This window comes from Desulfuribacillus alkaliarsenatis (assembly GCF_001730225.1).
GTDB classification, from domain to species: Bacteria; Bacillota; Bacilli; order Desulfuribacillales; family Desulfuribacillaceae; genus Desulfuribacillus; species Desulfuribacillus alkaliarsenatis.
The window spans coordinates 1-25,166 of sequence record NZ_MIJE01000031.1 but is presented as its reverse complement, the minus strand read 5'-3'; the positions used below and the strand labels follow the sequence as shown (position 1 = coordinate 25,166).

The following is a 25,166-nucleotide window of genomic DNA, read 5'->3' as shown; positions in this document are numbered from 1 at the left end:
GAGACAAATTGTCTAAATTATAATTATTCGAAGGAAGATGGTCATAATTATGGAAAAACATATTGCAATTATAGATATGGGTTCGAACTCAGTAAGATTAGTAATATATTATATTAATACTCAAGGGGCTATATACAAGGTGGATGATTTAAAGCGATCTATTCGTCTTAGTGGGCATCTTGATGAACATGGAAGAATTACAGATGTTGGAGTTGAATTAGCAATACAATGTTTGAAGCAGTATAAGCAACTATGTGATGCTAGAGACGTACAATATATTAAGGGTGTAACTACGGCAGCATTGCGACAGGCACAAAACCGTGATGAAGTGATTTTTGAGATTTTCAGACAAACTGACATTCAGTTTGAGGTTCTTTCAGGTGAAGAAGAGGCTCGCTATGGCTACTTAGCAGTTCGATCTAGTATGGACATTGAAGAAGCATTTATCGTTGACATAGGTGGAGGTAGCACGGAGATTACATATATGAAGGAGCGAAACTTAGTTCACTCCATCAGTCTCCCATACGGGGCTGTCAATATCATGGAAACATTTTTTAAACAACAAGAAGTTCTCAATAAGGATGATTTGAAATGCTTTTATAATGAGATAAAAGCTACTTTGAAACAAATTCCGTGGTTAAAAAACAAGAGATGTCCAGTTGTCGGGCTAGGGGGGACAGCTCGAACCATTGCAAGCATCCATCAGTATAAAACCCGCTATTCATTTAACAGCATCCATAATTACAAAATGGATACATATGACGTTGAACACATTTTTCACCTATTGAGGCGAACACCATTAAGTAGTAGGTCACAGATTCAAGGGCTCTCATCAGGCCGAGAAGATATCATCCTTGGTGGAGTAGCTATGTATACCGCTGTTATGAATTATATTGATGTAGATGAGTTTTATATAAGCACACAGGGTATCAGAGATGGAATTTGTTTAGAAATCCTCAAGCAAGAGGTAGAACAAGATCTTGATGAAGATATCGTCAGTATGCACATTAAGAGATTTGCCCATTATTACAAAATCAATACTAAGCATGCTGAGCATGTTATGCACCTATCTGTAGAGCTATTCAGACAGCTTATGCAGGCAAAAATTCTACCATATACGGAAAAAGAGGCAAGGCTATTAGCGGTAGCTGCGTTCTTACATGACATAGGTCGGACAATCAATGTCTATAATACGGCTAATCATACATTCTATCTGCTAAGTAACGTCAATTTACCTGGTCTTTCACATCGGGAGCGACTGATTGTAGCACTTATAGCATCCTACAAAAAAGCCAAAATTTTACGCAGCAGAGTACATCGGTTTGACGATATACTCAATGAACAGGACGAGCAGCTAATTAAACAGCTTGGTGTATTGTTGCAATTCACACGCAGTTTAGATCGAACAGCTAGTAAACAGGTAGAGGGTGTTACTGTTAAATATGACGGCAAGAAAGTGACCGTTGAATGTCTTGTTAAGAAGAAGCGCTCTATTGAAATCGACTTAGCGAATGAGTACATAAAGCATTTTAGAAAACATTTTGGGCACTTATTTGAAGTAAAAGCCTTAAAAAAATAAGCATACACGGGCAAATCAAATAAATTATCAACTGAAATTAAATAGAATGGGGTGAGAGATTATGGAAAACACAGAATATTATATAAACAGAGAAATAAGCTGGATTGCATTTAATCGAAGGGTATTAAGTGAAGCTGAGGACGAGACAAACCCAATCTTAGAAAGGGTCAAATTCTTAGCAATTAGTGCATCAAACTTTGATGAATTTTTCATGGTGCGCGTTGCCCATCTTAAAGATCAGTTAAAGGCAGGGCTTTCCGTCCCTGAGAATAAGACAATGATGTCACCAAGACAGCAGATTAAGGTGATTAACAATGAAGCCCATAATTTTGTAACCTCTCAGTATCAAATTTGGAACGAGCAAATTTTACCTACGTTAGATGCTGAAGGGATTTCTATACTGTCAGCGCAGGAGTTAAACGATAAGCAAAAATGCTTTATAAATGAGTATTTCTATAATAACATTTACCCTACATTGACACCTTTAGCAGTAGATGCTTGTCGTCCATTTCCATTACTACTGAATAAATCTCTTAACCTTGCAGTCCTACTCGAAGCTGAAGCAAGTAAGAACAATCACAAAACACTATTTGCCGTTGTTCAGGTTCCATCTGTTCTTCCGCGCTTTGTTGAATTACCTTGGGATAACGAGGATGAATCGAAATTTATCCTTTTAGAGGATGTAATCAAACAATTTGTAGACGTGCTGTTTTCAGGTAATCGCATTATCTCTGTTTCGCCATTTCGAATAACAAGGAATGCTGACATTATCCTTGATGAAGAAGCTGCCAGTGATTTACTAGAAGAGATAGAGAAGGAAGTAAAGAAGCGCAGTCGTGGTGCCACTGTTCGTCTAGAGGTCCAACATGATTGTGACCCAACGATAGAAGAGTTTTTGCGACAATCATTAAATATACACCATAAAGATATCTATAAAGCTGAAGGACCATTGGATTTATCATTTTTGATGAAGTTTTCTAATATAGAAGGCTATGATGAGTTGCTTCATGAAGCGATGCCACCACAGCCACCCCAGGATTTCATGGGAGAGACGAATATCTTTGAAGCGATTGCCAAAAAAGATATTCTCGTCCACCATCCATATGAATCCTTTGAACCAGTGATTCTTATGCTAAAACAAGCAGCAGAAGACCCGAATGTCTTAGCAGTTAAACAAACGCTCTATCGAGTTAGCGGCAACTCGCCGATTATTAAGTACCTAATGCGGGCGGCAGAAAACGGTAAACAGGTTACTGTTGTAGTAGAGCTTAAGGCGCGCTTTGATGAAGAGAACAATATCGTCTGGGCTAGAAAGCTTGAAGAAGCAGGCTGCCATGTTATCTATGGGCTCGTAGGCTACAAAATCCACTGTAAGCTCCTACTTGTCGTTAGGCAAGAGAAAAATATGATCAAACGCTATGTGCATATGGGTACAGGGAATTACAATGAATCAACAGCGAAGCTATATACAGACATTGGGATGTTTACAGCAAATGATGACTTAGGTATTGATGCTTCGGCAATCTTCAATCACTTATCTGGATACATGAAAACACCAGTCTGGAGAAAAATATACGCAGCTCCCTTAGGTATGCGTGATAAATTCATCGAATTAATAGAACAGGAAATTGAGCATGTTAAAGCAGGTAAAACTGGCCGTATTATTGCTAAGATGAACTCACTAACAGATAAGGATATTATACAGGCGTTGTTTAAAGCATCAATGGCAGGTGTGAAAATAGACTTAATAATCCGTGGCATCTGTTGTCTACGCCCTGGCATAGAAGGCCTAAGTGATAATATCACAGTGCGAAGCATAGTAGGAAGATTCCTTGAACATAGTAGAATATATTATTTTGCTAATGCTGGAGACGAAATTATCTATTTATCAAGCGCTGATTGGATGACAAGGAACCTAAGTCGTAGAGTTGAGACAATGTTTCCTATCCTACAAGAAAATCTTAAGGAGCGTATTAAAGATATATTAGATGCGAACCTAAAAGACAATGTAAAGGCTAGAATTCTTAATAAAGATGGTAGTTATGCTAAGTTAAGCTCAGTTGAGCCATTTAGCTGTCAGTTGTACCTTTACCAACAAGCAAAAGAAATTGCCCAACGCCAGGGATCATTTTATTATAAAGTCCGGACGAAAGTCGCAGATGATATGTATGATGAAGAATAGATAACAATAGAATGCTAATTGTCATTTTATACTAGTTTTACAAGCACCTTATTGGTGCTTTTTTTGTGATTCTGTGTGATAATGAAATAGATGCCATTCAAAGAAAGGGAGACGGGAATGGAAACAACACCTTTGCAACGTAAGACACATAAGCAATCTTTACCTTGGCACATAATCATAACTATGCTGCTAATTACTAGCTTCATAACGTTTGGAGTGTTTGCTTGGGTTTACTTAGTACCCAATTACGAAGAAATTAGAGTATACTCCCTAGACGAAGTTACAACAATATTTGACCATGAGAAGCTTGAAGAGATTGACGTACAGATTATAGATGGTACGCCGTACTTGTCTTATACAATAATGAAGGAGTTATTTGACCCATACTTGCATTGGGATGAAGGTAATCAGCTATTAATTATGACAACAGAGACACAGGTAATCGAGCTAAAGACAGAGCAGCTAACGGCTTTTTTCAATAGTGAGCCTGTTGACTTAGAAGTTCCAGTAAGATTGATAGAAGAAACTCCTTATCTGCCACTAGAGTTTTTTGCAAGCTATTACAGCATTAAGCCAAGATATGTGGAGTCAACGAATACCCTTATTATAGAATCAATTGGAATTCCTGTGCAAAAGGGTAGAGTTAACGTAGAAGAAGCACTTGTACGACTAGATGCACATATTAAAGAGCCAATCGTAGCTAGACTTAATACCAACGCAGAAGTAGATATCATTGGACAAAAGGGAAATTGGTATCAAGTGCAGACCAGAGAAGGAATATTTGGCTTTGTTAATAAATCAGACATACAACTGGCAGGAATTCAGATGCATAAAGCGGCTGAAGAAGCTCGACACGTTCCTTGGAAGCCCCTTGGCGGAAAGATTAATCTTACCTGGGAGCATGTTCACAGGGCTACACCAAATCCAGCTGACATACCATTGATGCCAGGGGTAAATGTAATTTCTCCAACCTGGTTTTATCTTAAAGACGCAGATGGAAACGTAAGTGGTTCAAAGGCGTCAATTGACTATGTTGATTGGGCACATGATCAAGGTATACATGTTTGGGCTTTATATGATAATCAATTTGACCCTGACTTAACAGGGGAGTTTTTGCGAAATCCAGAGGCGAGGAAACGCTCGATTCGCCAATTATTAGGCTACGCAGAATTATATAAATTAGATGGAATAAATATCGACTTCGAAAATGTTTACTATGAAGATAAGGACTATCTGACACAATATGTACGGGAGCTAACCCCATACCTTCGTGAACAGGGACTGGTTGTGTCAATAGATGTAACAATTCTATCCTCAAGTCCTAATTGGTCAATGGTTTATGATCGAGTGGCCTATGCAGATACTGTTGACTATGTAATGGTTATGACCTATGACGAACACTGGGGCTCAAGTCCAGTTGCTGGCTCTGTAGCATCTCTGCCGTGGGTGGAACGAGGATTACAGGGAGTCTTACAGCAGGTTCCGAAGGATAAATTAATCCTTGGAGTGCCTTTCTATACAAGGGTATGGAAGGAAGAAGCGCAGGCAGTTGGTTCTATTAAAGTCAGTTCAAGGGCTGTATCTATGCAGCTTGCATGGAATATTATTGAAGAGAATAATGCCACAGTTACCTTTGATGATAAGGCCATGCAGTATTACGCAGAGTATTTTGATGGCAATGACCGTTATCGGATTTGGCTGGAGACAGTTGAATCGATGGAGGAGCGGGTAAAGCTCGTGCGTAAATATGATTTAGCAGGAATAGCTTCTTGGAGACGTGGGTTTGAGCTACCTGAGATTTGGGAGACAATACAAACATTCTTAGAGAAACAGCCTAAGGAACTAGTATTAGAAGATTAACAACAAAAAGCAAAAAACAAATACAATATAACAAAACAAGCTAAGTCAGTTTTAAGTTGACATAGCTTGTTTTTTCTTCTTCTTATTTTTATCGTTATTTACAGCTTTGTAAACGCCTCTACCTTCATCGATTAAAGCGACCTTACAGTATGAGCAAGCATCTGCCCGTGATACAACTTTAGTGAGTTTTCCGCATGCTGGACACTCAATCTCTCTAGCCTTAGTTGCAAAGTGGCCAGCCCTAGAATACATAAACATACTAAAAAACATAGCAACTACACCAATAAGTGCAAACACTTTAGCAATTTTGAAGATAAAATATAAATATAAGAAGCCGATACCAACTATAAGCCACATAAAACTCTTATAGCGGATTTGAGTAATTTTAGAACGAGCCAAGTTGCACACCTCCACCCTCGTAGTATATCATGAATATATATATAATGAAACTGCTTGGACTAAGGAAAGTACATAGAATAAGCCTTAACATATAGACATAGTATATAGTAATAAGTATAGGACTAATACTGATTTGGAGGGATGTATTATGAAAAAACATGTATTACTCATTGTCGTCATCCTACTACTAATGTCCAATTTTGCTGTTGCAGAGCTGCAGGCTACTGATCGTGCAGAGAGAATACCAGAAGTGAATAATGCTGAAGTTGAGTATGATACTCCTAAGACTTTAGCAGAGTTCATCGAAAATCTTACACTAGCTGAAACACAGCCTTTTGCCTTTGATGTTTCAAATCATCAAATCATGAATATAGAACAAGTAATCTATAATCATGCTGATATTCCTTATAAGAATCGAGCTTGGATTGGTGCGATAAAGGTCGAAGCACCAAGTGATTTACAGCTGATAATTGACCAATGGTCAAATCGTTACTACTTATATTCTAAGGAGTTACAACAGCCAGCCTACCACGCAGCAGGATTCTTTATCCATGAAGGTGTGGCATTGAACAAGATTTGGTTAAGGCCTTATTTCAGTCAAGGACAGATGAAGCACGTTCTAAGTGTTGGAACTATAGCTGAAAGTAAAATATTTGAAGCGGATTATCTATCTATTACCACACAGGCATTTGTCTATAATCCAGAAATAGATGGTGGAGTGCTGTTGATATTTGAAAATCCTTTTAAAAACGCAGACCAATAATTGAAGGGAGTATCGCAAAACTACTTAATTAAGTAGTTAGCGATACTCCCTTTCCTTATTAAGCAAATAGACTACCTATGAATACTACAGCTGGTATGGCAATGATGTGTAATATAATCCATGTTCCCCAGCCGATAGCTGGCTTTATCTCAGTTGCTTCACTATGATTCGTTTCCACTGTTATGGTTCACCTCTAGAATTTTTTTTGGCCGTTTAGATTTCCCAGCTGCATTTGCAGTTGAGTCATTCACATGAAGGTTAACAAGGTCGGCAGAGCCTAACCCCTCAGGTACTAAGCTGTTCTTTTTTTGTTTGTTATTAAGCACAATTATCACCTCCTACAGATATGTTTCCCTTAATTATTCTTAGAATGTATCGGCAATGTTTTGTGAAAAATACTAAGAGAAAGGAGGCGACAAATATGACAGATAACAAACATGCACAGGAGCACTTGACTTCTACAAAATATGGTACTAGAGGTGCACCTTGGGGTTGGCAGGAAAGCTTACAGTCAAAAACTCAAGAAGTAGGCGTTGACTTTGATCATTTCATTGAATGTCTACGACTACAAATGGATGATGAGAAGATGGCAGAGGTTTTTCATGTCCCTGAGAAAACAATTTTTCACCTGCGTAACCACTTCGAAAAGTATGGTATCGATAGCATGGTGGGATGGGATTAATTACTAGTTATAATTGCAGAAACTACCACCAGACTGTATAATGGTTTGACGAGGTTCTACCTTAGATGGAGGTAATCTCCATCTAAGGTTAGAGCCTAGTTAAAGATTTTATATTCGAGGTGTTAGAGTGGAAGATATAATCAAAGCTCATATACAGAAGCAAGGTGGCGCTATTTCCTTTAGAAATTTTATGGAGCTATGTCTATACCATCCAGAGGCGGGTTACTATCAGAGAGCTTCAGAAAAAACTGGTAAGGGCGGCGACTTTTATACGTCACCAAACGTTTCCTCAGTATTTGGAGAAGTCATAGCAAATTACATATACAAAATGTGGATAGAACTAGGAAGCCCTAATCCGTTCCAAATCGTTGAATTCGGGGCTGGTAAAGGGCAGTTGGCTGAAGCAATTATAACTAAGCTAGCGAAGGGTAGCTTCGACTTAAATAATCTAAATTACATTATTATTGATGCAAGCAAAAGCTTTCAACAGGAGCAGAAACAACGATTAGACTCTTTTCCTGTTACCTGGCTTGATTCTATTGAGGAATTAACTAAGCCGATTGAAGGCTGCATTCTATCTAATGAGTTGATTGATGCTTTTCCTGTCCATTGGGTTCGATATGAAGATAATGTGTTGCTTGAGAAATTTGTAGGGTACGACGCTCTAAAGCAGGAATTTACAATATTACATAAACCTGCAGCAAAGGAATTATGCGATTATTTTCAGGAACAGCAGGTACAATTTACGAGCGGTCAGGAAGCAGAGGTTAATCTTGAAGCTAAGAAATGGCTTGAACAATGTGCCAATGAGCTTCGGAGGGGCTATTTACTTACAATCGATTATGGTTATTTGCGAGATGAGCTCTATGCTCCTCATAGAAAATGCGGAACGCTTTTATGTTATCGCAAGCATCGGGTTAACGAGAATCCGTTACAGTTTGTAGGAGAGCAAGACATTACTAGTCATGTGAATTTTTCGCAGCTAATTGATTGGGGAGAACACCTAGGACTAGACACAATACAGTTTTTTAATCAGCAGGAATTCTTAATGCAGGGTGGTATAATGGCATACCTGCAGGCAATTACAACATCTAACCCCTTTGACCCGCTTTTCAAGAAAAACGCAGCTATTAAGCAATTACTAATGCCTGGGGGAATGGGAGACACCTTTAAGGTGTTGATACAAGGAAAAGGCGCTCCCAGTAATCTAAAAATAGATATACCCTATGTAAAATAGAGTAGGTATTAGAATGACATGCCAGATGCCCCAGGCTGTCCAGCCGATTCGTGGCTTTGGTAACATAATTGACCTCCTTTAATATTAAAAAGCTATAATTAGGTGTTAAGAAGCTACTCTTATTTTTTCTCTTTAATATGACATTATGCAATTATGTAAATTTATCGGATCGTGGTGAAACAATTGGAAACAGAAGAAAGGTATAGTTTAGGTAAGAAAGCAACTTATATAGGAATTATAGGTAATGTATTATTGACAATATTTAAAGGTATTGTGGGAGTGGTTTCTGGTAGTTTGGCAATGGTTGCTGACGCTTTCCATTCACTATCAGATGTACTTGGATCACTTATTGTTCTCGGTGGATTAAAGTACTCGCAATTACCACCTGATGAGAACCATCATTACGGACATGCAAAAGCTGAGTCTGTAGTTGCTAAGATTGTAGCTGTTATTCTATTAATAACCGCAGTGGGGATTGGATACTCTGCATATCAGGCAATCATCCAACCAGTTATAGAGATTCCGGCCAGTATTGCATTATGGGCAGCATTAATTTCTGTTATTGTTAAGGAAGCTATGTATCAATATACCGTCAGAATAGCGAACAAAATAAACAGCGCCGCCGTAAAGGCTGACGCATGGCATCACCGAACTGATGCCCTCTCTTCAATTGCAGCTTTCATTGGTATTGGTGGTGCGTTACTAGGTTTTCCTATCTTAGATCCAATAGCTGGAGTAGTTGTAGCGTTGATGATTGGTCGAGCAGCGTTAGAAATTTATTGGTCGGCAATCAAGGATTTAATGGATGAAGCTCCAAATCCAGAGTTGATCGAAGACATAGCGAATATTACCCTAGGAATCAAAGGAATCCATAGTGTTCATGAAATAAAAGGAAGACACCATGGACCCAAAATATATATCGATATGAAAATCTGTGTGAATAAGGACGAGACTGTGGAACAAGGTCACAGCTTAGCTGGTAAAGCAAAACGTTTGATTCTTGAACAGCATAAAGAGATTGAAGACGTTTTGATTCATGTTAACCCATGTATATACAAGGAAGATCGTGCTTCCTGTAAGGTTTGTGAGAAGGAATTAAATGTTCAAAAAGATTAATGTTAAATGTAATATTCTGTGGCAATGATTTGCACACTATAATTACAGCATTTATGTCCGTCATTGTTGTGTCTGTTATTTAATACTTTAAAATAAGATTGAGCAAAATATGCATCAATAATACCCTTTAAGAGACTCTGGTGAGCATGACACAGCGCGCCAGGGTTTTTCTTCATGCTCTCAATAAAGGTGCAATTTCTGACTTCAAATACTAATTTCTCATCATCAACTAATTCAACGTGTGGATTTAGACCAAGGGTGACGAGGGTGTTCCTGATTGCTGCTGCTATATCCTTGCTAGAAGAGCTATTAGATATCTGGTGCTGTGTACGACTAGCTAACCCAAAATCCTTACCGTATTTATAAGCTTGGTTACTAAATTCATCTAAGCCTATCTTACCTAAAGCATCGATAGCATTTAAAGCTAATGTTGTTAAAAGCGAGTAATCTCGATGTGGTAGGTGAAAGGACACTGCTTCTGAGCTAACTTTATAGCGCTTACTCGGTCTACCACTTTTGTTATTTTGTTTATCAAATTCTGAATAAATAAGTTCTACATTTTCAAGCTTAGTTAAATGCAAGCGTGCCACGTTTGGGTGAATCGAGAATTCGTTAGCGACGTCTGCTACGGATACGCCATTATATTCAGTAGCTACATAATTATATATAGAATAGCGCGTTAAGTCTGATAAGACCCCAGCTATTTTGAACATTTTTTCGTTCATATCTTGACCTCCATGTTTGAACTCATCAAAGATATTACCCAAAATCATTAAAAAAATCAAATTTTTTAACGTTTTTACCATAAACACTATTGACATAGTGTTATTGTTATAATATTATATAACTAACTTAAAGGTAAAGCAATTAAATGCAAATATGGAGGGATATCAAATGAGCAAGGTAGTATTCTATACTTATCCAAGTTGCACGTCATGTCGCAGAGTGAAAGCATGGTTTTTAGAGAATGGGGTTTCCTTTGAAGAACGACATATTTTTAAGAATCCCCCAACACCTGAGGAGTTAATGAAGCTAAGCGTTATATCTGAGGAAGGTATAGATAGCTTAGTGTCTGTACGCAGCAATCGCTACCGTCAGCTAGGTATTAATCATTTAGACATGAAGTTTAGTGAATTATTAAAGCTTTTATCTAGTGAACCTAAGCTACTAAGACGACCTATAGTAACTGATGGCACATATGTAACTGTTGGATACAATGTGGACATGCTTCAGTTAATTGCGAAGCATCAAAAAGGGCGGAAAACTGGTTAAAATTACATAAGTATGATTCGCAAAGGTTATGTTGAACTTAAATTAAGATTATATGTAAGGCTTCCGATTTTATAGAGGGAGTCTTTTTTGTGTTATTCACATTAATTCAAAATATATTCATGTTCTAATCTTTAATTATAGATCTAAATACTGTACAATATTGTTATTGGAAAAGTTATTATTCTATTAGTAATTATCCCATATTGAATAACTGTGATTTTATATAGAAAAAACACAGAAAGGGCAGAGGCTATGAAAAAAAATATTAATTTAGTTGTCGTTATGTGGGTTCTAGCTGTCTGTTTACTGTTTGGAGTACTTTTTATGAACAGTGTAAGCTTTGATACGACAGAGGCAATACCAATTAGTTTAGATGACAGAGAAGTTATAGATAACTCTACTAATAATCCTGACATCTTCCGTGTTGCAGTTTCTTCGGTAATTTCGCCTGTTGAGACGGTAAAAGGCTATCGCCCTTTGTTAATGTATCTAGAGAATAAGTTAGGAAAAAGAGTGGAATTAATTCAAAGGCGCACCTATCAGGAGGTAAATGATTTACTTGAATCTGGAGTTATAGATTTAGGGTTTATCTGCACTCTATCATACGTTGAAGCTGAGAGAAAATTCGGTGCTCAGTTATTGGCTATACCACAGGTTAATGGATATACACATTATCGCTCGATAACTATAGTACGTGAAGAATCTGACATGTATGGATTGGAAGATATAGAGGGTAAACGCTTTGCATTTACTGACCCTATGTCTTTCTCTGGCCGTGCAGCTATGATTGGTGAGCTAGCAAGGATTGATAGAACTCCTGAAGATATGTTTTCGAGCATTATCTATACTTATAGTCATGACAATTCATTACGTGCAGTGTATGACGGTTTAGTAGATGCTGCATGTATTGATAGTATTGTTTTCGATTATACAGCGTTTTTATACCCGAATATAACTGACGACCTAAGAATAATTCACGAATCGCCTTCTGTTGGAAATCCCCCAGCAGTCATTGGTCCTGACGCTACGGAGGAAGAGTTTAACTTAATACTAGAAATTCTTCTGGAAATGCATAATAGTGTAGATGGACGTAATGCACTAGACGCATTGATGTTCGATAAATTTGTACAGGCAGATAATTCTGCCTACAATTATATACGCAATTTAATAGATACCGTCCAGGTTGATTACGATGTGGAATAAATACCTGATTAGAGTTTCAGGTTTTCTGACTAATCTTAGCTTGCATATGAAAATTTTAGGAATTACAGTTGGATTCATTGTATTATTTGGCCTAGGCGTTACGTTTGAAATGAGAAATATTGTCTATAACACAATGCTTGAAGAACTAGACAAGCAAGGTAACACTATATCGATGAATCTTGCGGCACGTAGTGCTGACTTAGTATTAACTAACAATGTTTTCGAATTACACCAGTTATTACGACATACAATTGAAAATACCGAAAGTGTAAGATATGCGTTTATTGTTAACAGTAACAATGAAGTAGTTGTCCATACATTTTTACGGGGGTTTCCTACTGATTTAAAAGACGTACACTATCCATATGTTTCGACTCAAGTACAAAAGGCTTTACTTGATGTAGAGTCTAATATTATTCATGATTTTGCTGCTCCAATCATTGATGGTAAGGCTGGATTTGTACGCATAGGATTTGATGAATCTGCAGTTTATGAGTCAATTAATATAGTTACCAGAACAATAATGCAAACAACTCTAGCCATGATATTAGTAGGTATATTGGCCGCTTATATATTAGCATATGTAATTTCTAGACCAATTACGAACCTAGTAGATGCTACAAAGCGCTTCTCAAGTGGTGATTATGACCATCGAGTAGATGTTACCACTAATGATGACGTAGGAAAGCTAGGAAATGCTTTTAACGAAATGGGTGAAATCCTTGAAGTAAAAGAGGTTGAAAATATGTCCCTGTTATTAGAGTTAGAGAAAAAAGAACAGGTACGTAAAACTCTTTTGAAAAAAGTAATTACTGCACAGGAGCTTGAACGTAAACGGATTAGTAGGGAGCTTCATGACGAAACTGGACAGCTCCTAAGCTCATTGATGCTACATTTGCGACATATTAAAGATAGTGGAACATCAGAAGAATTTGATACTAATATTGAGAACATGCGACAGGTAATTTCAAAGACAATCAATGAGGTTAAGCGTTTATCTCAGCAACTACGTCCTAGCGTCTTAGATGATATGGGTCTTATCTCGGCAATAGAACGAGTCATAATTGATTATCGTGAAGTACTTGGAATAGATATAGACTTAGTGGTACACGGGGAAACAAGCGAACAAAGGATTACATCAGAAATTGAGATAGCTGTTTATCGGATCTTACAGGAAGCATTAACTAATATATATAAATATGCAAAAGCGGAAAACGTTAGTGTAATATTAAACTTCCGTCAGAAGTCATTACAGATGATAATTGAAGATGACGGTGTGGGATTCGATTCGCAGACCGTGTTAAATAGCAAGGCTAGCGAAAAGCAATTGGGTATATACGGAATGAAAGAGCGGGCCGAATTATTAGATGGTACCTATGAAATAGAGTCTAATGTGGGAGTAGGTACAACTATTTATGTTACAATTCCGATTATATACGAAGGTAAGGAGATGAGTTAATTGGCTATTAAAATTCTTGTGGTTGACGACCATACAGTATTACGTAGTGGGCTTGTAATGCTATTAAATGCTCAAACTGATATGGAAGTAGTCGGAGAGGCTGGCTGTAGTTCAGAGGCTAGAAAGAAGATTGAGAATTTAGAGCCAGAAATTGTTCTCCTAGATATCAACCTACCAGACATGAATGGTATGAAGCTTGCAGAGGAATTAATAGCTGAAAATGGTCATTTAAAGATCCTATTTCTAACGATGCATGACGAGCCTGAATATGTTGGAAGAGTATTACAAATAGGTGCTGCTGGCTATATTTTAAAAAGTGCTGCTGATCAGGAGCTATTAAATGCAATACGAGCTGTATATAATGGAGAGTTTGTACTATATAAAGGGTTAAAGGAAAATATAGCCCAGCAAGTTCGTAAACGTACTAAGGGTACAGAAAAGCTTGTAGAAGCTCAATTAACTACTAGAGAGCAGGAGGTTTTACGCTACGTAGCATTAGGCTATACCCATCAGGAAATAGCTAACAAGCTATTTCTTAGTGTTAAAACTGTTGAAACCCACAAAGCTCATATTATGGAAAAGATGAAAACAAAAAAGCGTTCTGATTTAGTGAAATATGCTCTAAATAACGAGATAATTAAATCAGGTGACCAATAGAAAGGATGCCAATATGAAACATATACGGGAATGGCTAGATTTACCTGTAATAGAAATCGATCATTCTCAATGCCTTAATAACAAAAGCACAAGAAAAACATGTGAAAAGTGTGTGCTTGTTTGTCCTGTGACTGCGCTTAAGATGAACGATAAGGAATTAAGTCTTAAGGAGTCACTATGTATTGACTGCACGGCCTGTGTGTCAGCATGTCCTAATCTAACAATAGACTATGCACCTAAACCATATACTAAAACAATAAACGAGATAACAGCATACCCTGGTGCAGATATAACATGTAACCAATTTGCGAAATACCAGAAGGGTATTAAAATCCCCTGTTATCTTAGTCTTGATTTGCCAATGCTCTTGCACTATTACCGCACATTAGCTAGATATAACAAGAAAAAAGGTATTGAAAGTGACGATAAGCTTGTCCTAGAACTATATATTGGTAGCTGTGAGCAATGTAAATATAAGGAGCACTTGGATATATATAAGCATATCGATACTATTGAAAATTGGTGCGAAGAATTAAAGATTCCTATTACGATTAAATTGACGAAAGAGGCAGATAAATTTACTGATAAACAAAGTCCAGCTGTATCGGGGATTAGTAGAAGATCGTTGTTTAAGAGTCTTGGCTTTAGCAGAGACACTGATTCTAGTAAGGATAATGCTAATGAGCAAGCGGATAAGAAAAAAGATAAAAAAGACAAGAAAATCGAGGCAGATTTTTTATCATATAAGCAAAAAAACGACTACAAGAGACGTCTCGTTGAAAAAGGATTAAAGCTAATTAGGCGAAAAGGCATACACTCTGATAACAAACTAATGCCAGCAAGTCATTTCGCATTGATTAATAAAACAGAGGCTTGTAAGAAGTGTGATGTTTGTATGCGTATTTGCCCGACTGAAGCATTAGAATGGATAGATGGAGAGGATTTAGCAACACTGTATTTTTACCCGCAAAAATGTATCGCCTGTGGTCGTTGTCAAATCTGTCCAGAGGGGTCTATCTCTTTGAAGACCTTAGATACAAACACATACCACAATCAAGATTCAATTACGCTAATAGAATTAGCAATTAAAAAATGTGATGATTGTGGGGAGGCTTTTAAGGCTGAGTCAGACAACTTGGATCAAAGGGTATGTAAGCTATGTGAATTAAAGGATGAGAAAAAACGAGCATTATTTGACTCGCTGTGATATAATTATATACAAGCATATAGATGGGGGTGTTGACACAATGATTTCAAACATTGGTATACCTGGTATAATTCTAATCGTAGTTATTGCGCTTATCGTATTTGGTCCAAATAAATTACCTGAGCTTGGGAGAGCTGCTGGTAGAACATTAAAAGAGTTCAAGAGTGCTACTAAAGATTTAACGAACTTTGATGATGACACAGAAGAGAAAAAAGCTAATAAAAAGGCATAATAAATAATAACATAGACACATTAAGACTTAATCGCAATAAGATTGAGTCTTTTTATTCGTTTAGAGGGAGGGCATATTTTGAAGAAGGTAATTATGTATACAGATGGAGCATGCTCGGGTAATCCTGGCCCAGGAGGCTGGGGAACAGTTTTAATGTACGGGGAGCATGTTAAAGAGTTTTCAGGTGGAGAAGCGAACACCACGAATAATCGGATGGAAATGTTGGCAGTCATTCAGGGACTAACAAAGCTAAAAGAGCCATGTGAGGTACATATTTATACAGATAGTGCATACATATATAATTGTTTTCAACAAAAATGGTATATAAATTGGCAAAAAAATGGTTGGAAGAATAGCAAGAAACAGCCTGTGGAAAATAAAGATTTATGGCTAGAAATGCTTGAACAAGTAGAACAACATAAAGTAGTTTGGCATAAGGTAAAGGGTCATAGTGGTGATAAATGGAATGACCGAGCAGATGCTTTAGCAGTAGCAGCGGCCCAAAAGTATAAATAGAACACAGAATATTTATCGTTATAATATCTGTCTATGAATATCTATTCCAAGAAATACATTGACATAAGAGGCCAGACAAACTATGATGTGTATATGAGTGAAATCGAATATAATCATATAAAACCATTGGGGGCTAGAGATGGAACAGCTATTTAAAGCACTAGGCGATGAGAATAGATTACGAATCATAAACCTGCTACGAAAAAGTGAATTATGTGTATGTGAGCTCGAACTTATCCTAGATGCTACACAGTCGAATATCTCTCGACATCTAAGTAAGCTAAAAGCAGAAGGCATAATAAATTCTCGTAAAGATGCGCAATGGATTCACTATCGAATTAATGAGCAGTTTATTAAAGAGCAAGAATTTCTTTATAAGCATCTTAATCAGAAAATGGAATCTAACAAGCTATTTTCTCAAGATACAGAAAGGCTACATATCTATAAGAACAGTAGCTTAACCTGTGAAGATATTAGAAAAAATCAAAACATAAATATAGAAAGCATAGTGGAGGGGAAGGAAAAACAGTGAGTTCTGAAAATAAAGGAAACGACGAAATGCAGGGAATTAGTTTTTTTGAAAGGTATTTAACAGTCTGGGTAGCAATTTGTATCGTAATTGGTGTTGCGGTTGGTCAGTTTCTACCAGTAATTCCCGAGACGTTAAGTCAGTGGGAATATGCGAATGTATCAATTCCTGTGGCGATACTAATATGGTTAATGATTTATCCAATGATGCTTAAGATTGATTTCTCCAGTGTTGTTGCGGCCTTGAAGATGCCGAAGGGCTTGATAGTCACAACGAGTACAAACTGGTTAATCAAACCGTTTACAATGTTCTTCTTTGCTTGGTTGTTTTTTAGTGTGATTTTTTCGAATTATATTCCTGAAGGATTAGCTGCAGAATATATTGCAGGCGCAGTTTTGTTAGGTGCAGCACCTTGTACAGCGATGGTGTTCGTTTGGAGTCATCTAACTAAAGGAAACCCTGCCTACACACTTGTACAAGTAGCGGTTAATGATTTAATAATGCTATTTGCCTTTGCTCCGATTGTTATGATTTTATTAGGAGTAAGTAATATTCCTGTACCGTATGACACATTATTTTTATCTGTTGTATTATTTATCGTAATTCCATTAACAGCAGGTTATTTTTCCAGAAATTATGTAATCAAGCATAAAGGTATGGAGTACTTTGAAAATGTCTTCTTGAAAAAATTTAGCAATGTCACGATTTTAGGACTGCTATTAACTCTTATCATTATTTTTTCATTCCAGGGAGATGTAATTCTTAATAACCCATTCCATATCCTATTAATCGCAATACCGCTAATTATCCAAACAGTTTTTATCTTTTTCATAGCTTATGGCTGGGCAAAGGCATGGAAGCTACCACATAATATCGCTTCTCCAGCGGGCATGATTGGCGCAAGTAATTTCTTCGAGCTTGCTGTAGCAGTAGCCATAGCACTCTTCGGATTATCTTCAGGGGCTGCCCTCGTAACCGTAGTGGGTGTGTTAGTAGAAGTACCTTTGATGCTTGCTTTAGTTAGATTTGCTAACAGAACACGACATTGGTTCCCTGAACCCTCGAGTAGTTAAAGTAGCTAAAAATAGTAGCTAAGAAATATAATGGAACGTAGTTAGTGAACTAAATAGGACGCAGTTAAGGATTTAATAATATACGGGGGTGTATATGATGTTAATTGAAAAAGTCTTAATAGGAACAGACTACTCTGCACCGGCAGAACAGTTATATGATTGCTTATCAGAACTTAAAAAGCAAGGCTTAAAGCGGGTAATTCTCATACATGTTATTGACATTCAATCTGCAGGCGGAAATGCGGCAGAGCTACAAGTGTTCAATGAAAAAAAACTAACTGAGAAGAAGCATGAGCTAGAGAAATACGGCTTAGAGGTTATCACGAAAGCACCAATAGGGTTTCCGCCCTATGAGATTACAATGGTAGCCAAGGAAGAGAATGCATCCTTAATACTAGTAGGCTCACATGGCAAAGGTATTATAAAAAATATTTTCATAGGTAGTACAACATTCGATTTACTTCGCACTGCGAAGACTCCAGTATTGATAGAAAAGTATCAAGATGTTGGCGCTGGAAATTGTAAACCATACTGTACAATCAAGTTTAATAAAGTTTTAATTCCGACGGACTTTTCTGATGCATCACTAGCAATGATTACACAGCTTAAAGGCACAAAGGGTATGGAGGAAGTAATCTTTGCTACAGTGATAGAAAAAAGCAAAAACACAGATGAACTTGAAAGTAAAAAGGCAGAGTTCGCAGAAAAACTTGCAATATTAAAGCAGGAATTTGCCGATGCTGGGTATAAAACTAATAGCTTACTTAAAGAAGGAAACGCTGCTAATGCTATTTTGCAGATAGCAGAAGAAGAGCAGGTGACTTTGATAGCCTTAGCAAAGCGTGGTCAAGGTAGAATTGCTGAACTTTTACTGGGAAGTGTGGCAGAGGCTGTAGCAAAGCAGTCCAAGGCACCAGTGTTACTTTTCCCTTCTAGATAATCATATTAAGCTACCAACTAGAAATGAGTTGAACACTGTGAAAACTAATGAACGAATTACCGAGTTTTCCCGGGAAATAGGAATAGATGCTATAGGCTTTACTAAGGCAGAACGACAATCAGACCTGCTCAACACCTTAGTTGAGCATAGCAGTCAGGGTTTTCAAAGTGGCTGGGAAGAGACAGATATAGAGAAGCGGGTAAACCCAAAACTATCACTAAAGGATGCTAAAACGATTATAGTAATCGCGTTGAACTACCATAATATCGAGTCCAAAATGTATGAGACAAAAAGGTCAGATAATAGAGGTCGCATATCTAAAGCAGCTTGGGGTATTGATTATCATCAAGTGCTCAATAAGAAATTAGAACAACTTAGCCAATATATCATTAAGAATATTGATGCTGACGCAAAAAGTCTAGCCTTTGTAGATACAGGGCCAATGGTGGATCGTGAATTAGCAGTGCGGGCAGGCATTGGCTTCTATGGTATGAATTGCAATATTATACACCCTGAGTTAGGTTCGTTTATTTTTATTGGTAGTTTATTGACGACGGTCGATATCGAGCCAAGTAATCCTACGGATACGAAGTGCTTTGCATGTAACAAGTGCATCGAACATTGTCCCACAGGTGCAATAATAAAACCATACAAAATTAACAGTAAGAAGTGCTTAGCGTATTTAACTTTAACTAAGGGAGAGCATGGACACGGATATCAGACGGCCTTAAACGACCATATATATGGTTGCGATATCTGCCAAGATGTCTGCCCGCATAATAAGGATATACCTCTAACAAAGCACCAAGAATTTGTCGAACAAGACGAAGTTAAGTATCCAAATTTGATTGAATTACTAACAATTTCAAATAAAGACTTTAAAGCTAAATACGGACATTCTTCTGGTGCATGGCGCGGAAAAAAACCATGGCAGCGCAATGCTATGCTTTTAATCGGTAAGCGTAAGCTACATGAGGCAATCCCAGCTTTAAAGCACGTAATTACAAGAGACCCTAGAGAGGATATGAGATTATTAGCAGAGGATACTTTAAAGAATATTAAAAATATTAAATAGTAATAAATAGTTACAAGAAATAGCAGAGGAGAATGTTAATTGACGCAAACTATCTTGGCGTTAATTGAATTCATAGCTACCTTAATAATTGTTATATGGCAGCCGCGAGGCATATCTATTGGCTGGCCTGCTGTCGGAGGAACGCTCCTGGTGCTTCTTTTAGGCATCGTTAGTCTAAGTGATGTTGTAACGGTTACAGGAATAGTCTGGAATGCTACATTAGCATTTGTAGCTATCATAATAATATCAATGATACTTGATCAGATAGGTTTTTTTGAATGGTCAGCTATTCATATGGCGAGACTTGCTGGTGGTAATGGGAAGCTTTTATTATTATATATAATCTTACTAGGGGCCGCAGTAACAGCATTTTTTAATAATGATGGTGCAGCTTTAATATTAACACCTATAGTTTATGAACAGATAAAAGCATTGAAGTTTCCGAAGAAAATAATGCTGCCATATATAATGGCAAGTGGCTTTGTAGCAGACACTACTTCTTTACCATTAGTAGTAAGTAACTTAGTTAATATTGTTTCTGCTGATTATTTCGGAATTGGATTCGTAGAATATGCAAAATATATGGTTGTAACTAACTTATTTGCCTTGTTGGGGACAATAATTGTTTTGTTTCTATTGTTCCGTAAAGATATACCAAAAGATTATGACGTTAATGAGCTTAAACAACCGATAGATGGTATTAGACATATGGGGATGTTCAAAGCCTCTTGGGCAATTCTGGCTTTACTACTAGTCGGCTACATAGCCAGTGAAGAGCTTAATATCCCAGTATCTATTGTTGCGGGTGTTATAGCCATTGCATTTCTAATTGCTGCACACTTCACAAATGTTGTTGATAGTAGAATTATTGTTAAAGAAGCGCCTTGGACAATCGTAATTTTTTCGATTGGAATGTATGTCGTTGTATACGGCCTAAGGAATGTCGGTCTAACGGATGCATTAGGTAGTATGATAGAGTTTTTCGCTAACAAGGGATTGTTTTCGGCTACAATGTTTATGGGTATTCTAGCAGCATTGCTATCATCCGTCATGAACAATTTACCAACTGTTTTAATTAATGTCTTAGCTATAGACGGGATAGCAGGACTCGACCCAACAGTACAAAAAGCCTTAATATACGCCAATATTGTCGGCTGTGATTTAGGACCGAAGATTACGCCAATTGGTTCCTTAGCAACATTGCTTTGGTTACATGTGTTAAATAGTAAAGGAATTAAGATTAGTTGGGGATACTATTTTAAGATTGGTATCATATTGACTTTACCTACACTGCTTATAACCTTATTCGGGTTATATCTATGGATATCTTTAATTGGCTAAAATGAGCATTTACTAAACTACACTAAAATAAATAATATTAGGTTCACGAGGATACGAAGGGGGATAAAAGAATGGAAGCGCAACAGAAACATAACACTTCATTTTACTTTTTTTCAGGAAAAGGTGGCGTAGGTAAGACATCTACGGCATCCGCTACTGCAGTGCACTTTGCAAATCAAGGAAAAAAAACATTATTAGTTACGACTGATCCTGCATCTAATGTTGCAGACGTGTTTATGCAGCCAATTGGGCATAAAATTACGAAAATCGAAATGTTAGATAATCTTTATGGAATGGAAATTGATCCTGTTCAAGCAACTGAAGAGTATCGTAATCGTACGTTAGAGCCGATGCGTAAGATTTTGCCGGCACAAATTTTGGATGTAGTAGAAGAGGAACTAAATTCACCATGCACTGAGGAAATAGCGTCCTTTGATCGATTTATCGATTTTATGGACTCAGATGACTTTGATGTAGTCATCTTTGACACTGCTCCAACCGGTCATACTTTACGTATGCTAGAACTACCTATTGACTGGGCGAAACATATTGAATCAGCGGAACAGGGAAGTGGACAAACCTGTATGGGTCCTGTTCAATTATTGAAAGGCGCTAGGGAGAAATACGAAAAGGCAATAGTTCTAATGCGTAATCAAGAGATTACCACATTTGTATTTGTTGCTCACCCTGAGGCGACACCAATAAATGAAATGAAGCGCTCAACAGAGGAATTAAAACACATTGGTATTATTCCTAAACAGTTAATTATTAACGGTATTTTACCTGAAGAAGTTGAAGTTAGTCAGTTCTTTAGCAAACGAAGACAAATGCAACAGAAATACCTGCATAACATCGAAGCTGAGTTAGCCATAGAAATCAAGAAGGTACCGTTATTAAATATCGAAATTCGTGGTAAAGAGGCATTGATACGCCTAGGAAAAATACTTTATGAAACAGAATATGTCGATCAAATGTTTGTAGAAACAAAAACCCAAACAGAATCTAAAGAAAAATTTGTAAAACGAGAAAACCCAGATGCTTCTAGTATTGTTCTACCAGCTTCTGGTGAGAAACAGCGAGTTGTCTTATTCGCAGGTAAAGGTGGAGTAGGGAAAACATCTGTGGCATGTGCTACAGCGGTATGGTCTGCTATGAAAGGCAAGAAAACTCTGCTTGTGACAACTGATCCAGCTTCCCATCTAAGTAATGTGTTTGAACAAGAAATTGAAGAACAAATTACTGATGTGCGTAATATGGACAATCTACATGCTACTCGAATTAACCCTAAGAAAGCTTTAGCAGCTTACCGTGAAGAAATTCTAAGTGATGCTAAAGGTAAATATTCTGAAGATATGGTTGCCATGTTACAGGAACAATTGGATTCGCCATGTACTGAAGAGATGGCGTCGTTCCATAAATTTATTCAATACATGGTTGAGTATGAAGATAAGTATGAAGTTATAGTATTTGATACAGCTCCGACAGGTCATACATTACGACTTTTAGAGTTACCAATTAACTGGAATAAGAAAATAGATACAAAAGGTGAACAAAGACTAGCTCCTACTGACGCTATCATTCGTGATAAGTTTGAAGTTGCTCTAACAAAAATGCGTGACGATAATAAAACATCGATGTCATTCGTTGTATACCCTGAGAGCACTCCAATCTTAGAAGCTAAACGTGCAAGTGAGGAATTAGCAACAGTAGAAATTCAAACAGCGATGGTTGTTGCGAACTTAGTACTTCCGATTGAACATTGCACAACTCCTTACTTATTATCTAGATGGGAGATGCAGCAGAGTAATTTACAGGAAATGGAGACTGCATTTAAACAAGCGAAAGTGTTGCAATTAGAGGTGTTTGATCAGGAGATTGTTGGTTTAGATATTTTAAAACAAAGCGCATTTAAACTTTATGGTTAGGTAAAATAATTCATAGATTTACCATGATTTCATGTTATAATTATGAGTCTAAATTAGAATAGTATGAACGAATACTATTCCGAAACAGAATGACAATTTAAGGAGGACATACGATTTATGGACAAAAAATTTGATGTTATAATTGTTGGCTTTCCAGGGTCAGCAGCTTGTGGTTGAGGACCTAATTCAGGGTGTGCGCCGGAGGCGCTTGCAGCAGAAGAAATAGCAGATCATGCTAGCAAACAAGCTAGAGAACAACTTGGTATAGAGATAGATGTGAAATTTATTAACGTTTTCTCTAAAGATGCGACACCATATTATGAGAGTGTCAAAAGCATACAGAACGAAGGGAAGTCACTTCCAGCCCTGTTTATAAATGGAGAACTTAAAATAGCTTCGGCAGATTTAGATGTTAATCAAGTGCTTCTTGAGGTTAAAAACTCTATAGCTCATTAGAGAACAGGAATATTAGGAACTGAGTAAGGAGAGAGTATTGTGGCAAAAACAAAAATTCAAATTTATGATCCAGCCATGTGTTGTAGTAATGGTATATGTGGCCCAAGCGTAGATGAAAAGTTAATAAGAATCCAAGAGCTAATACTTGATTTGCAGAAGAACTATGCAGATGAAGTAGAGGTTAAGAGATACATGATAAGTGCCCAACCGATGGAATTCATGAGTAATCCTGTTGTTGCGGAAATACTACAAAATGAAGGGCCTGATAAGTTACCGGTAGTAACTGTTGATGGAGAATTACTTACTAAACAAATTTATCCGACAAAAGAACAAATTATGGATGTATTAAAAAAATAACAAAGTGTAATTAAATTTACATAGTAGTGACAATATAAGCTGATACGAGCATAGATAGATTAACTTTAGACTCTATCTTTAAATGTGAGTACCAGCTTTTTTGCTCATACTGGCTAGTTAATTTTTGTTTGAAATTTTGTCACATATTATTCATGATTTTTAGATAGTTTTCACGTAGGGTATAAATAGTTAAATAGAACTGTAGTTTTGAATTTTTAAATCAAATGAAATAGGGGTGTAAGTTCTTGAACAAATGGTATATTACTCTTGGTTTTGTATTAGTGGCAGTACTAGTCGTTTTTAGTTTAGGACAAAATGGTACAAGTAATATTACTCAAAATTCGTATGAAGCAACTGACGCTAATGAACAACCCGCTTCTAATGAACAGCCTAATGTTAATGGTAGTGCTTTAGGGGATGTTGTTCCTGAAACTCTAGGAGATTTTACTTTAGTTGGACTATTAGTTGGAGAGGAAGCACTTGCAGATATTGACAGACTTCATGGTACAGCAATTGATATCATTGATGGTATCATTGCGGAGTATGCTAATGACCGTGGAGATTTCTTCGTATTATGGATTTCAGAGTCGAGGGATGAAGAAGAAGCTTATTGGTTATTTGAAATAATGGATGAAATGATGCCTAGAAGTCCTACTTATATAGGACGCACAGAAGTTACAATTGCCAATCAAGATATGATATACGTTACAAGTGCAAGAATGGAGAACTATTACTGGGCAACTGGAATATATAACTATTGGATTGGCATTTACGATGGCGATGATGAGGAAATAGTTGAGTTAGTTATTGATAACTTTTAGAATAACACTATAATAATAAAAACACACGAATAAAAAGGAAGTGTAAATAATTTTGTGTAAATGGATTTTATATTAGAAAAATTCATTACTAAGTTCTACTAGATTATGGTTTTTAGTTTTCCATTAAGTGGGCATACTATACATGGCTCTTGCCCTGTTAGAGGATAAGGCACTGCTGGAGAGCAACCTGAGCGCTAACAAGGGATTCTGCCAGAAGGCGAGGGGACTTAGGATCCCCTCTTTTCTTGTCTTCTGGGAGAACAAAAGCGATAAACTCTGGGGCGA

At 37.1% G+C, this 25,166-nt stretch carries 26 protein-coding genes; 23 read left to right on the top strand and 3 right to left on the bottom strand.

What is annotated here, in order from left to right; all coding sequences use genetic code 11:
* Window positions 1–49: 49 nt before the first annotated feature.
* The 3 genes from BHF68_RS09865 to BHF68_RS09855 all read left to right on the top strand — a co-directional run bounded on the left by BHF68_RS09865 (window position 50) and on the right by BHF68_RS09855 (window position 5,621).
* Complete coding sequence (locus BHF68_RS09865) at window positions 50–1,579, top strand: Ppx/GppA phosphatase family protein (RefSeq protein ID WP_069643490.1); 1,530 nt, start codon at window positions 50–52, stop codon at window positions 1,577–1,579.
* A 61-nt stretch (window positions 1,580–1,640) separates the two neighbouring features.
* Complete coding sequence (locus tag BHF68_RS09860; protein WP_069643489.1) at window positions 1,641–3,761, top strand: RNA degradosome polyphosphate kinase; 2,121 nt, start codon at window positions 1,641–1,643, stop codon at window positions 3,759–3,761.
* Window positions 3,762–3,878: 117 nt separating this feature from the next.
* Window positions 3,879–5,621, top strand: a complete 1,743-nt coding sequence (locus tag BHF68_RS09855) for a glycosyl hydrolase family 18 protein (RefSeq protein WP_176719921.1) — start codon at window positions 3,879–3,881, stop codon at window positions 5,619–5,621.
* Between the two features lie 51 nt (window positions 5,622–5,672).
* Here BHF68_RS09855 and BHF68_RS09850 read toward each other — a convergent pair whose 3' ends face one another.
* Window positions 5,673–6,020, bottom strand: a complete 348-nt coding sequence (locus BHF68_RS09850) for a DUF2614 family zinc ribbon-containing protein (RefSeq protein ID WP_069643488.1) — start codon at window positions 6,018–6,020, stop codon at window positions 5,673–5,675.
* A gap of 148 nt (window positions 6,021–6,168) precedes the next feature.
* On the opposite strand from BHF68_RS09850, the gene BHF68_RS09845 reads away from it, so the two are divergent.
* On the top strand, window positions 6,169–6,783 hold the full coding sequence (locus tag BHF68_RS09845; protein ID WP_069643487.1) for a hypothetical protein: 615 nt from the start codon (window positions 6,169–6,171) through the stop codon (window positions 6,781–6,783).
* Window positions 6,784–6,944: 161 nt separating this feature from the next.
* Here the strand turns inward: BHF68_RS09845 and BHF68_RS15375 are convergent, their stop codons facing one another.
* The gene (locus BHF68_RS15375; RefSeq protein WP_176719920.1) at window positions 6,945–7,109 is read right to left on the bottom strand and encodes a hypothetical protein; all 165 of its coding nucleotides are present in this window, start codon (window positions 7,107–7,109) and stop codon (window positions 6,945–6,947) included.
* 95 nt (window positions 7,110–7,204) lie between these two features.
* Here BHF68_RS15375 and BHF68_RS09840 point away from each other — a divergent pair, with 95 nt between their 5' ends.
* From BHF68_RS09840 to BHF68_RS09830, 3 genes are all read left to right on the top strand, one after another.
* The gene (locus BHF68_RS09840; protein ID WP_084019355.1) at window positions 7,205–7,465 is read left to right on the top strand and encodes a hypothetical protein; all 261 of its coding nucleotides are present in this window, start codon (window positions 7,205–7,207) and stop codon (window positions 7,463–7,465) included.
* A gap of 127 nt (window positions 7,466–7,592) precedes the next feature.
* Window positions 7,593–8,702 (top strand): class I SAM-dependent methyltransferase, encoded by a 1,110-nt coding sequence (locus tag BHF68_RS09835; RefSeq protein ID WP_084019354.1) that lies wholly within the window; start codon window positions 7,593–7,595, stop codon window positions 8,700–8,702.
* Between the two features lie 183 nt (window positions 8,703–8,885).
* Complete coding sequence (locus tag BHF68_RS09830; protein WP_069643485.1) at window positions 8,886–9,818, top strand: cation diffusion facilitator family transporter; 933 nt, start codon at window positions 8,886–8,888, stop codon at window positions 9,816–9,818.
* A gap of 2 nt (window positions 9,819–9,820) precedes the next feature.
* Here BHF68_RS09830 and BHF68_RS09825 read toward each other — a convergent pair whose 3' ends face one another.
* Window positions 9,821–10,543: a helix-turn-helix transcriptional regulator gene (locus tag BHF68_RS09825; RefSeq protein WP_069643484.1), complete on the bottom strand. Its 723-nt coding sequence runs from the start codon at window positions 10,541–10,543 to the stop codon at window positions 9,821–9,823.
* A 169-nt stretch (window positions 10,544–10,712) separates the two neighbouring features.
* Here BHF68_RS09825 and BHF68_RS09820 point away from each other — a divergent pair, with 169 nt between their 5' ends.
* The 16 genes from BHF68_RS09820 to BHF68_RS09745 all read left to right on the top strand — a co-directional run bounded on the left by BHF68_RS09820 (window position 10,713) and on the right by BHF68_RS09745 (window position 24,881).
* Window positions 10,713–11,090: a Spx/MgsR family RNA polymerase-binding regulatory protein gene (locus BHF68_RS09820; protein WP_069643483.1), complete on the top strand. Its 378-nt coding sequence runs from the start codon at window positions 10,713–10,715 to the stop codon at window positions 11,088–11,090.
* Between the two features lie 324 nt (window positions 11,091–11,414).
* The gene (locus BHF68_RS09815; RefSeq protein WP_069643482.1) at window positions 11,415–12,293 is read left to right on the top strand and encodes a substrate-binding domain-containing protein; all 879 of its coding nucleotides are present in this window, start codon (window positions 11,415–11,417) and stop codon (window positions 12,291–12,293) included.
* Window positions 12,283–13,752 (top strand): sensor histidine kinase, encoded by a 1,470-nt coding sequence (locus BHF68_RS09810; RefSeq protein WP_069643481.1) that lies wholly within the window; start codon window positions 12,283–12,285, stop codon window positions 13,750–13,752. Before BHF68_RS09815 ends, BHF68_RS09810 begins: the two co-directional genes overlap by 11 nt.
* Entirely contained in the window at window positions 13,753–14,409 is a 657-nt protein-coding gene (locus BHF68_RS09805) for a response regulator transcription factor (RefSeq protein ID WP_069643480.1), read from the top strand.
* Window positions 14,410–14,422: 13 nt separating this feature from the next.
* A complete protein-coding gene (locus BHF68_RS09800; protein ID WP_069643479.1) occupies window positions 14,423–15,616 on the top strand; it encodes a 4Fe-4S dicluster domain-containing protein in 1,194 nt (397 codons plus the stop codon).
* 40 nt (window positions 15,617–15,656) lie between these two features.
* Window positions 15,657–15,848 carry a twin-arginine translocase TatA/TatE family subunit gene (locus tag BHF68_RS09795; RefSeq protein WP_069643478.1) on the top strand — a complete coding sequence of 64 codons (192 nt, stop codon included), beginning with the start codon at window positions 15,657–15,659 and terminating at the stop codon, window positions 15,846–15,848.
* 78 nt (window positions 15,849–15,926) lie between these two features.
* On the top strand, window positions 15,927–16,364 hold the full coding sequence (gene rnhA, locus BHF68_RS09790) for a ribonuclease HI (protein ID WP_176719918.1): 438 nt from the start codon (window positions 15,927–15,929) through the stop codon (window positions 16,362–16,364).
* A gap of 139 nt (window positions 16,365–16,503) precedes the next feature.
* Complete coding sequence (locus BHF68_RS09785; protein WP_069643477.1) at window positions 16,504–16,896, top strand: ArsR/SmtB family transcription factor; 393 nt, start codon at window positions 16,504–16,506, stop codon at window positions 16,894–16,896.
* A 26-nt stretch (window positions 16,897–16,922) separates the two neighbouring features.
* Window positions 16,923–17,966, top strand: coding sequence for an ACR3 family arsenite efflux transporter (arsB, locus tag BHF68_RS09780; RefSeq protein ID WP_069643647.1), 1,044 nt, complete (start codon window positions 16,923–16,925; stop codon window positions 17,964–17,966).
* Window positions 17,967–18,060: 94 nt separating this feature from the next.
* On the top strand, window positions 18,061–18,906 hold the full coding sequence (locus BHF68_RS09775) for a universal stress protein (protein ID WP_084019351.1): 846 nt from the start codon (window positions 18,061–18,063) through the stop codon (window positions 18,904–18,906).
* A gap of 37 nt (window positions 18,907–18,943) precedes the next feature.
* Window positions 18,944–19,981: a tRNA epoxyqueuosine(34) reductase QueG gene (gene queG / locus BHF68_RS09770; RefSeq protein WP_069643475.1), complete on the top strand. Its 1,038-nt coding sequence runs from the start codon at window positions 18,944–18,946 to the stop codon at window positions 19,979–19,981.
* Between the two features lie 39 nt (window positions 19,982–20,020).
* A complete protein-coding gene (locus BHF68_RS09765) occupies window positions 20,021–21,322 on the top strand; it encodes an arsenic transporter (protein ID WP_069643474.1) in 1,302 nt (433 codons plus the stop codon).
* A gap of 71 nt (window positions 21,323–21,393) precedes the next feature.
* Entirely contained in the window at window positions 21,394–23,247 is a 1,854-nt protein-coding gene (locus BHF68_RS09760; RefSeq protein WP_069643473.1) for a TRC40/GET3/ArsA family transport-energizing ATPase, read from the top strand.
* 276 nt (window positions 23,248–23,523) lie between these two features.
* Window positions 23,524–23,703, top strand: a complete 180-nt coding sequence (locus BHF68_RS09755) for a hypothetical protein (RefSeq protein ID WP_069643472.1) — start codon at window positions 23,524–23,526, stop codon at window positions 23,701–23,703.
* Window positions 23,704–23,742: 39 nt separating this feature from the next.
* Window positions 23,743–24,060 (top strand): arsenite efflux transporter metallochaperone ArsD, encoded by a 318-nt coding sequence (gene arsD / locus BHF68_RS09750; RefSeq protein WP_084019349.1) that lies wholly within the window; start codon window positions 23,743–23,745, stop codon window positions 24,058–24,060.
* Window positions 24,061–24,305: 245 nt separating this feature from the next.
* A complete protein-coding gene (locus BHF68_RS09745) occupies window positions 24,306–24,881 on the top strand; it encodes a hypothetical protein (RefSeq protein ID WP_069643471.1) in 576 nt (191 codons plus the stop codon).
* Window positions 24,882–25,166: the final 285 nt, after the last annotated feature.

Excerpts from the sequence above, each read along its gene's own strand:
- BHF68_RS09865 (WP_069643490.1), top strand. The coding sequence starts at position 50 with ATGGAAAAACATATTGCAATTATAGATATGGGTTCGAACTCAGTAAGA.
- BHF68_RS09860 (WP_069643489.1), top strand. The coding sequence starts at position 1,641 with ATGGAAAACACAGAATATTATATAAACAGAGAAATAAGCTGGATTGCA.
- BHF68_RS09855 (WP_176719921.1), top strand. The coding sequence starts at position 3,879 with ATGGAAACAACACCTTTGCAACGTAAGACACATAAGCAATCTTTACCT.
- BHF68_RS09845 (WP_069643487.1), top strand. The coding sequence starts at position 6,169 with ATGAAAAAACATGTATTACTCATTGTCGTCATCCTACTACTAATGTCC.
- BHF68_RS09840 (WP_084019355.1), top strand. The coding sequence starts at position 7,205 with ATGACAGATAACAAACATGCACAGGAGCACTTGACTTCTACAAAATAT.
- BHF68_RS09825 (WP_069643484.1), bottom strand. The coding sequence starts at position 10,543 with ATGAACGAAAAAATGTTCAAAATAGCTGGGGTCTTATCAGACTTAACG.
- BHF68_RS09820 (WP_069643483.1), top strand. The coding sequence starts at position 10,713 with ATGAGCAAGGTAGTATTCTATACTTATCCAAGTTGCACGTCATGTCGC.
- BHF68_RS09815 (WP_069643482.1), top strand. The coding sequence starts at position 11,415 with ATGAACAGTGTAAGCTTTGATACGACAGAGGCAATACCAATTAGTTTA.
- BHF68_RS09810 (WP_069643481.1), top strand. The coding sequence starts at position 12,283 with ATGTGGAATAAATACCTGATTAGAGTTTCAGGTTTTCTGACTAATCTT.
- BHF68_RS09800 (WP_069643479.1), top strand. The coding sequence starts at position 14,423 with ATGAAACATATACGGGAATGGCTAGATTTACCTGTAATAGAAATCGAT.
- BHF68_RS09795 (WP_069643478.1), top strand. The coding sequence starts at position 15,657 with ATGATTTCAAACATTGGTATACCTGGTATAATTCTAATCGTAGTTATT.
- BHF68_RS09785 (WP_069643477.1), top strand. The coding sequence starts at position 16,504 with ATGGAACAGCTATTTAAAGCACTAGGCGATGAGAATAGATTACGAATC.
- arsB (WP_069643647.1), top strand. The coding sequence starts at position 16,923 with ATGCAGGGAATTAGTTTTTTTGAAAGGTATTTAACAGTCTGGGTAGCA.
- BHF68_RS09775 (WP_084019351.1), top strand. The coding sequence starts at position 18,061 with ATGATGTTAATTGAAAAAGTCTTAATAGGAACAGACTACTCTGCACCG.
- BHF68_RS09760 (WP_069643473.1), top strand. The coding sequence starts at position 21,394 with ATGGAAGCGCAACAGAAACATAACACTTCATTTTACTTTTTTTCAGGA.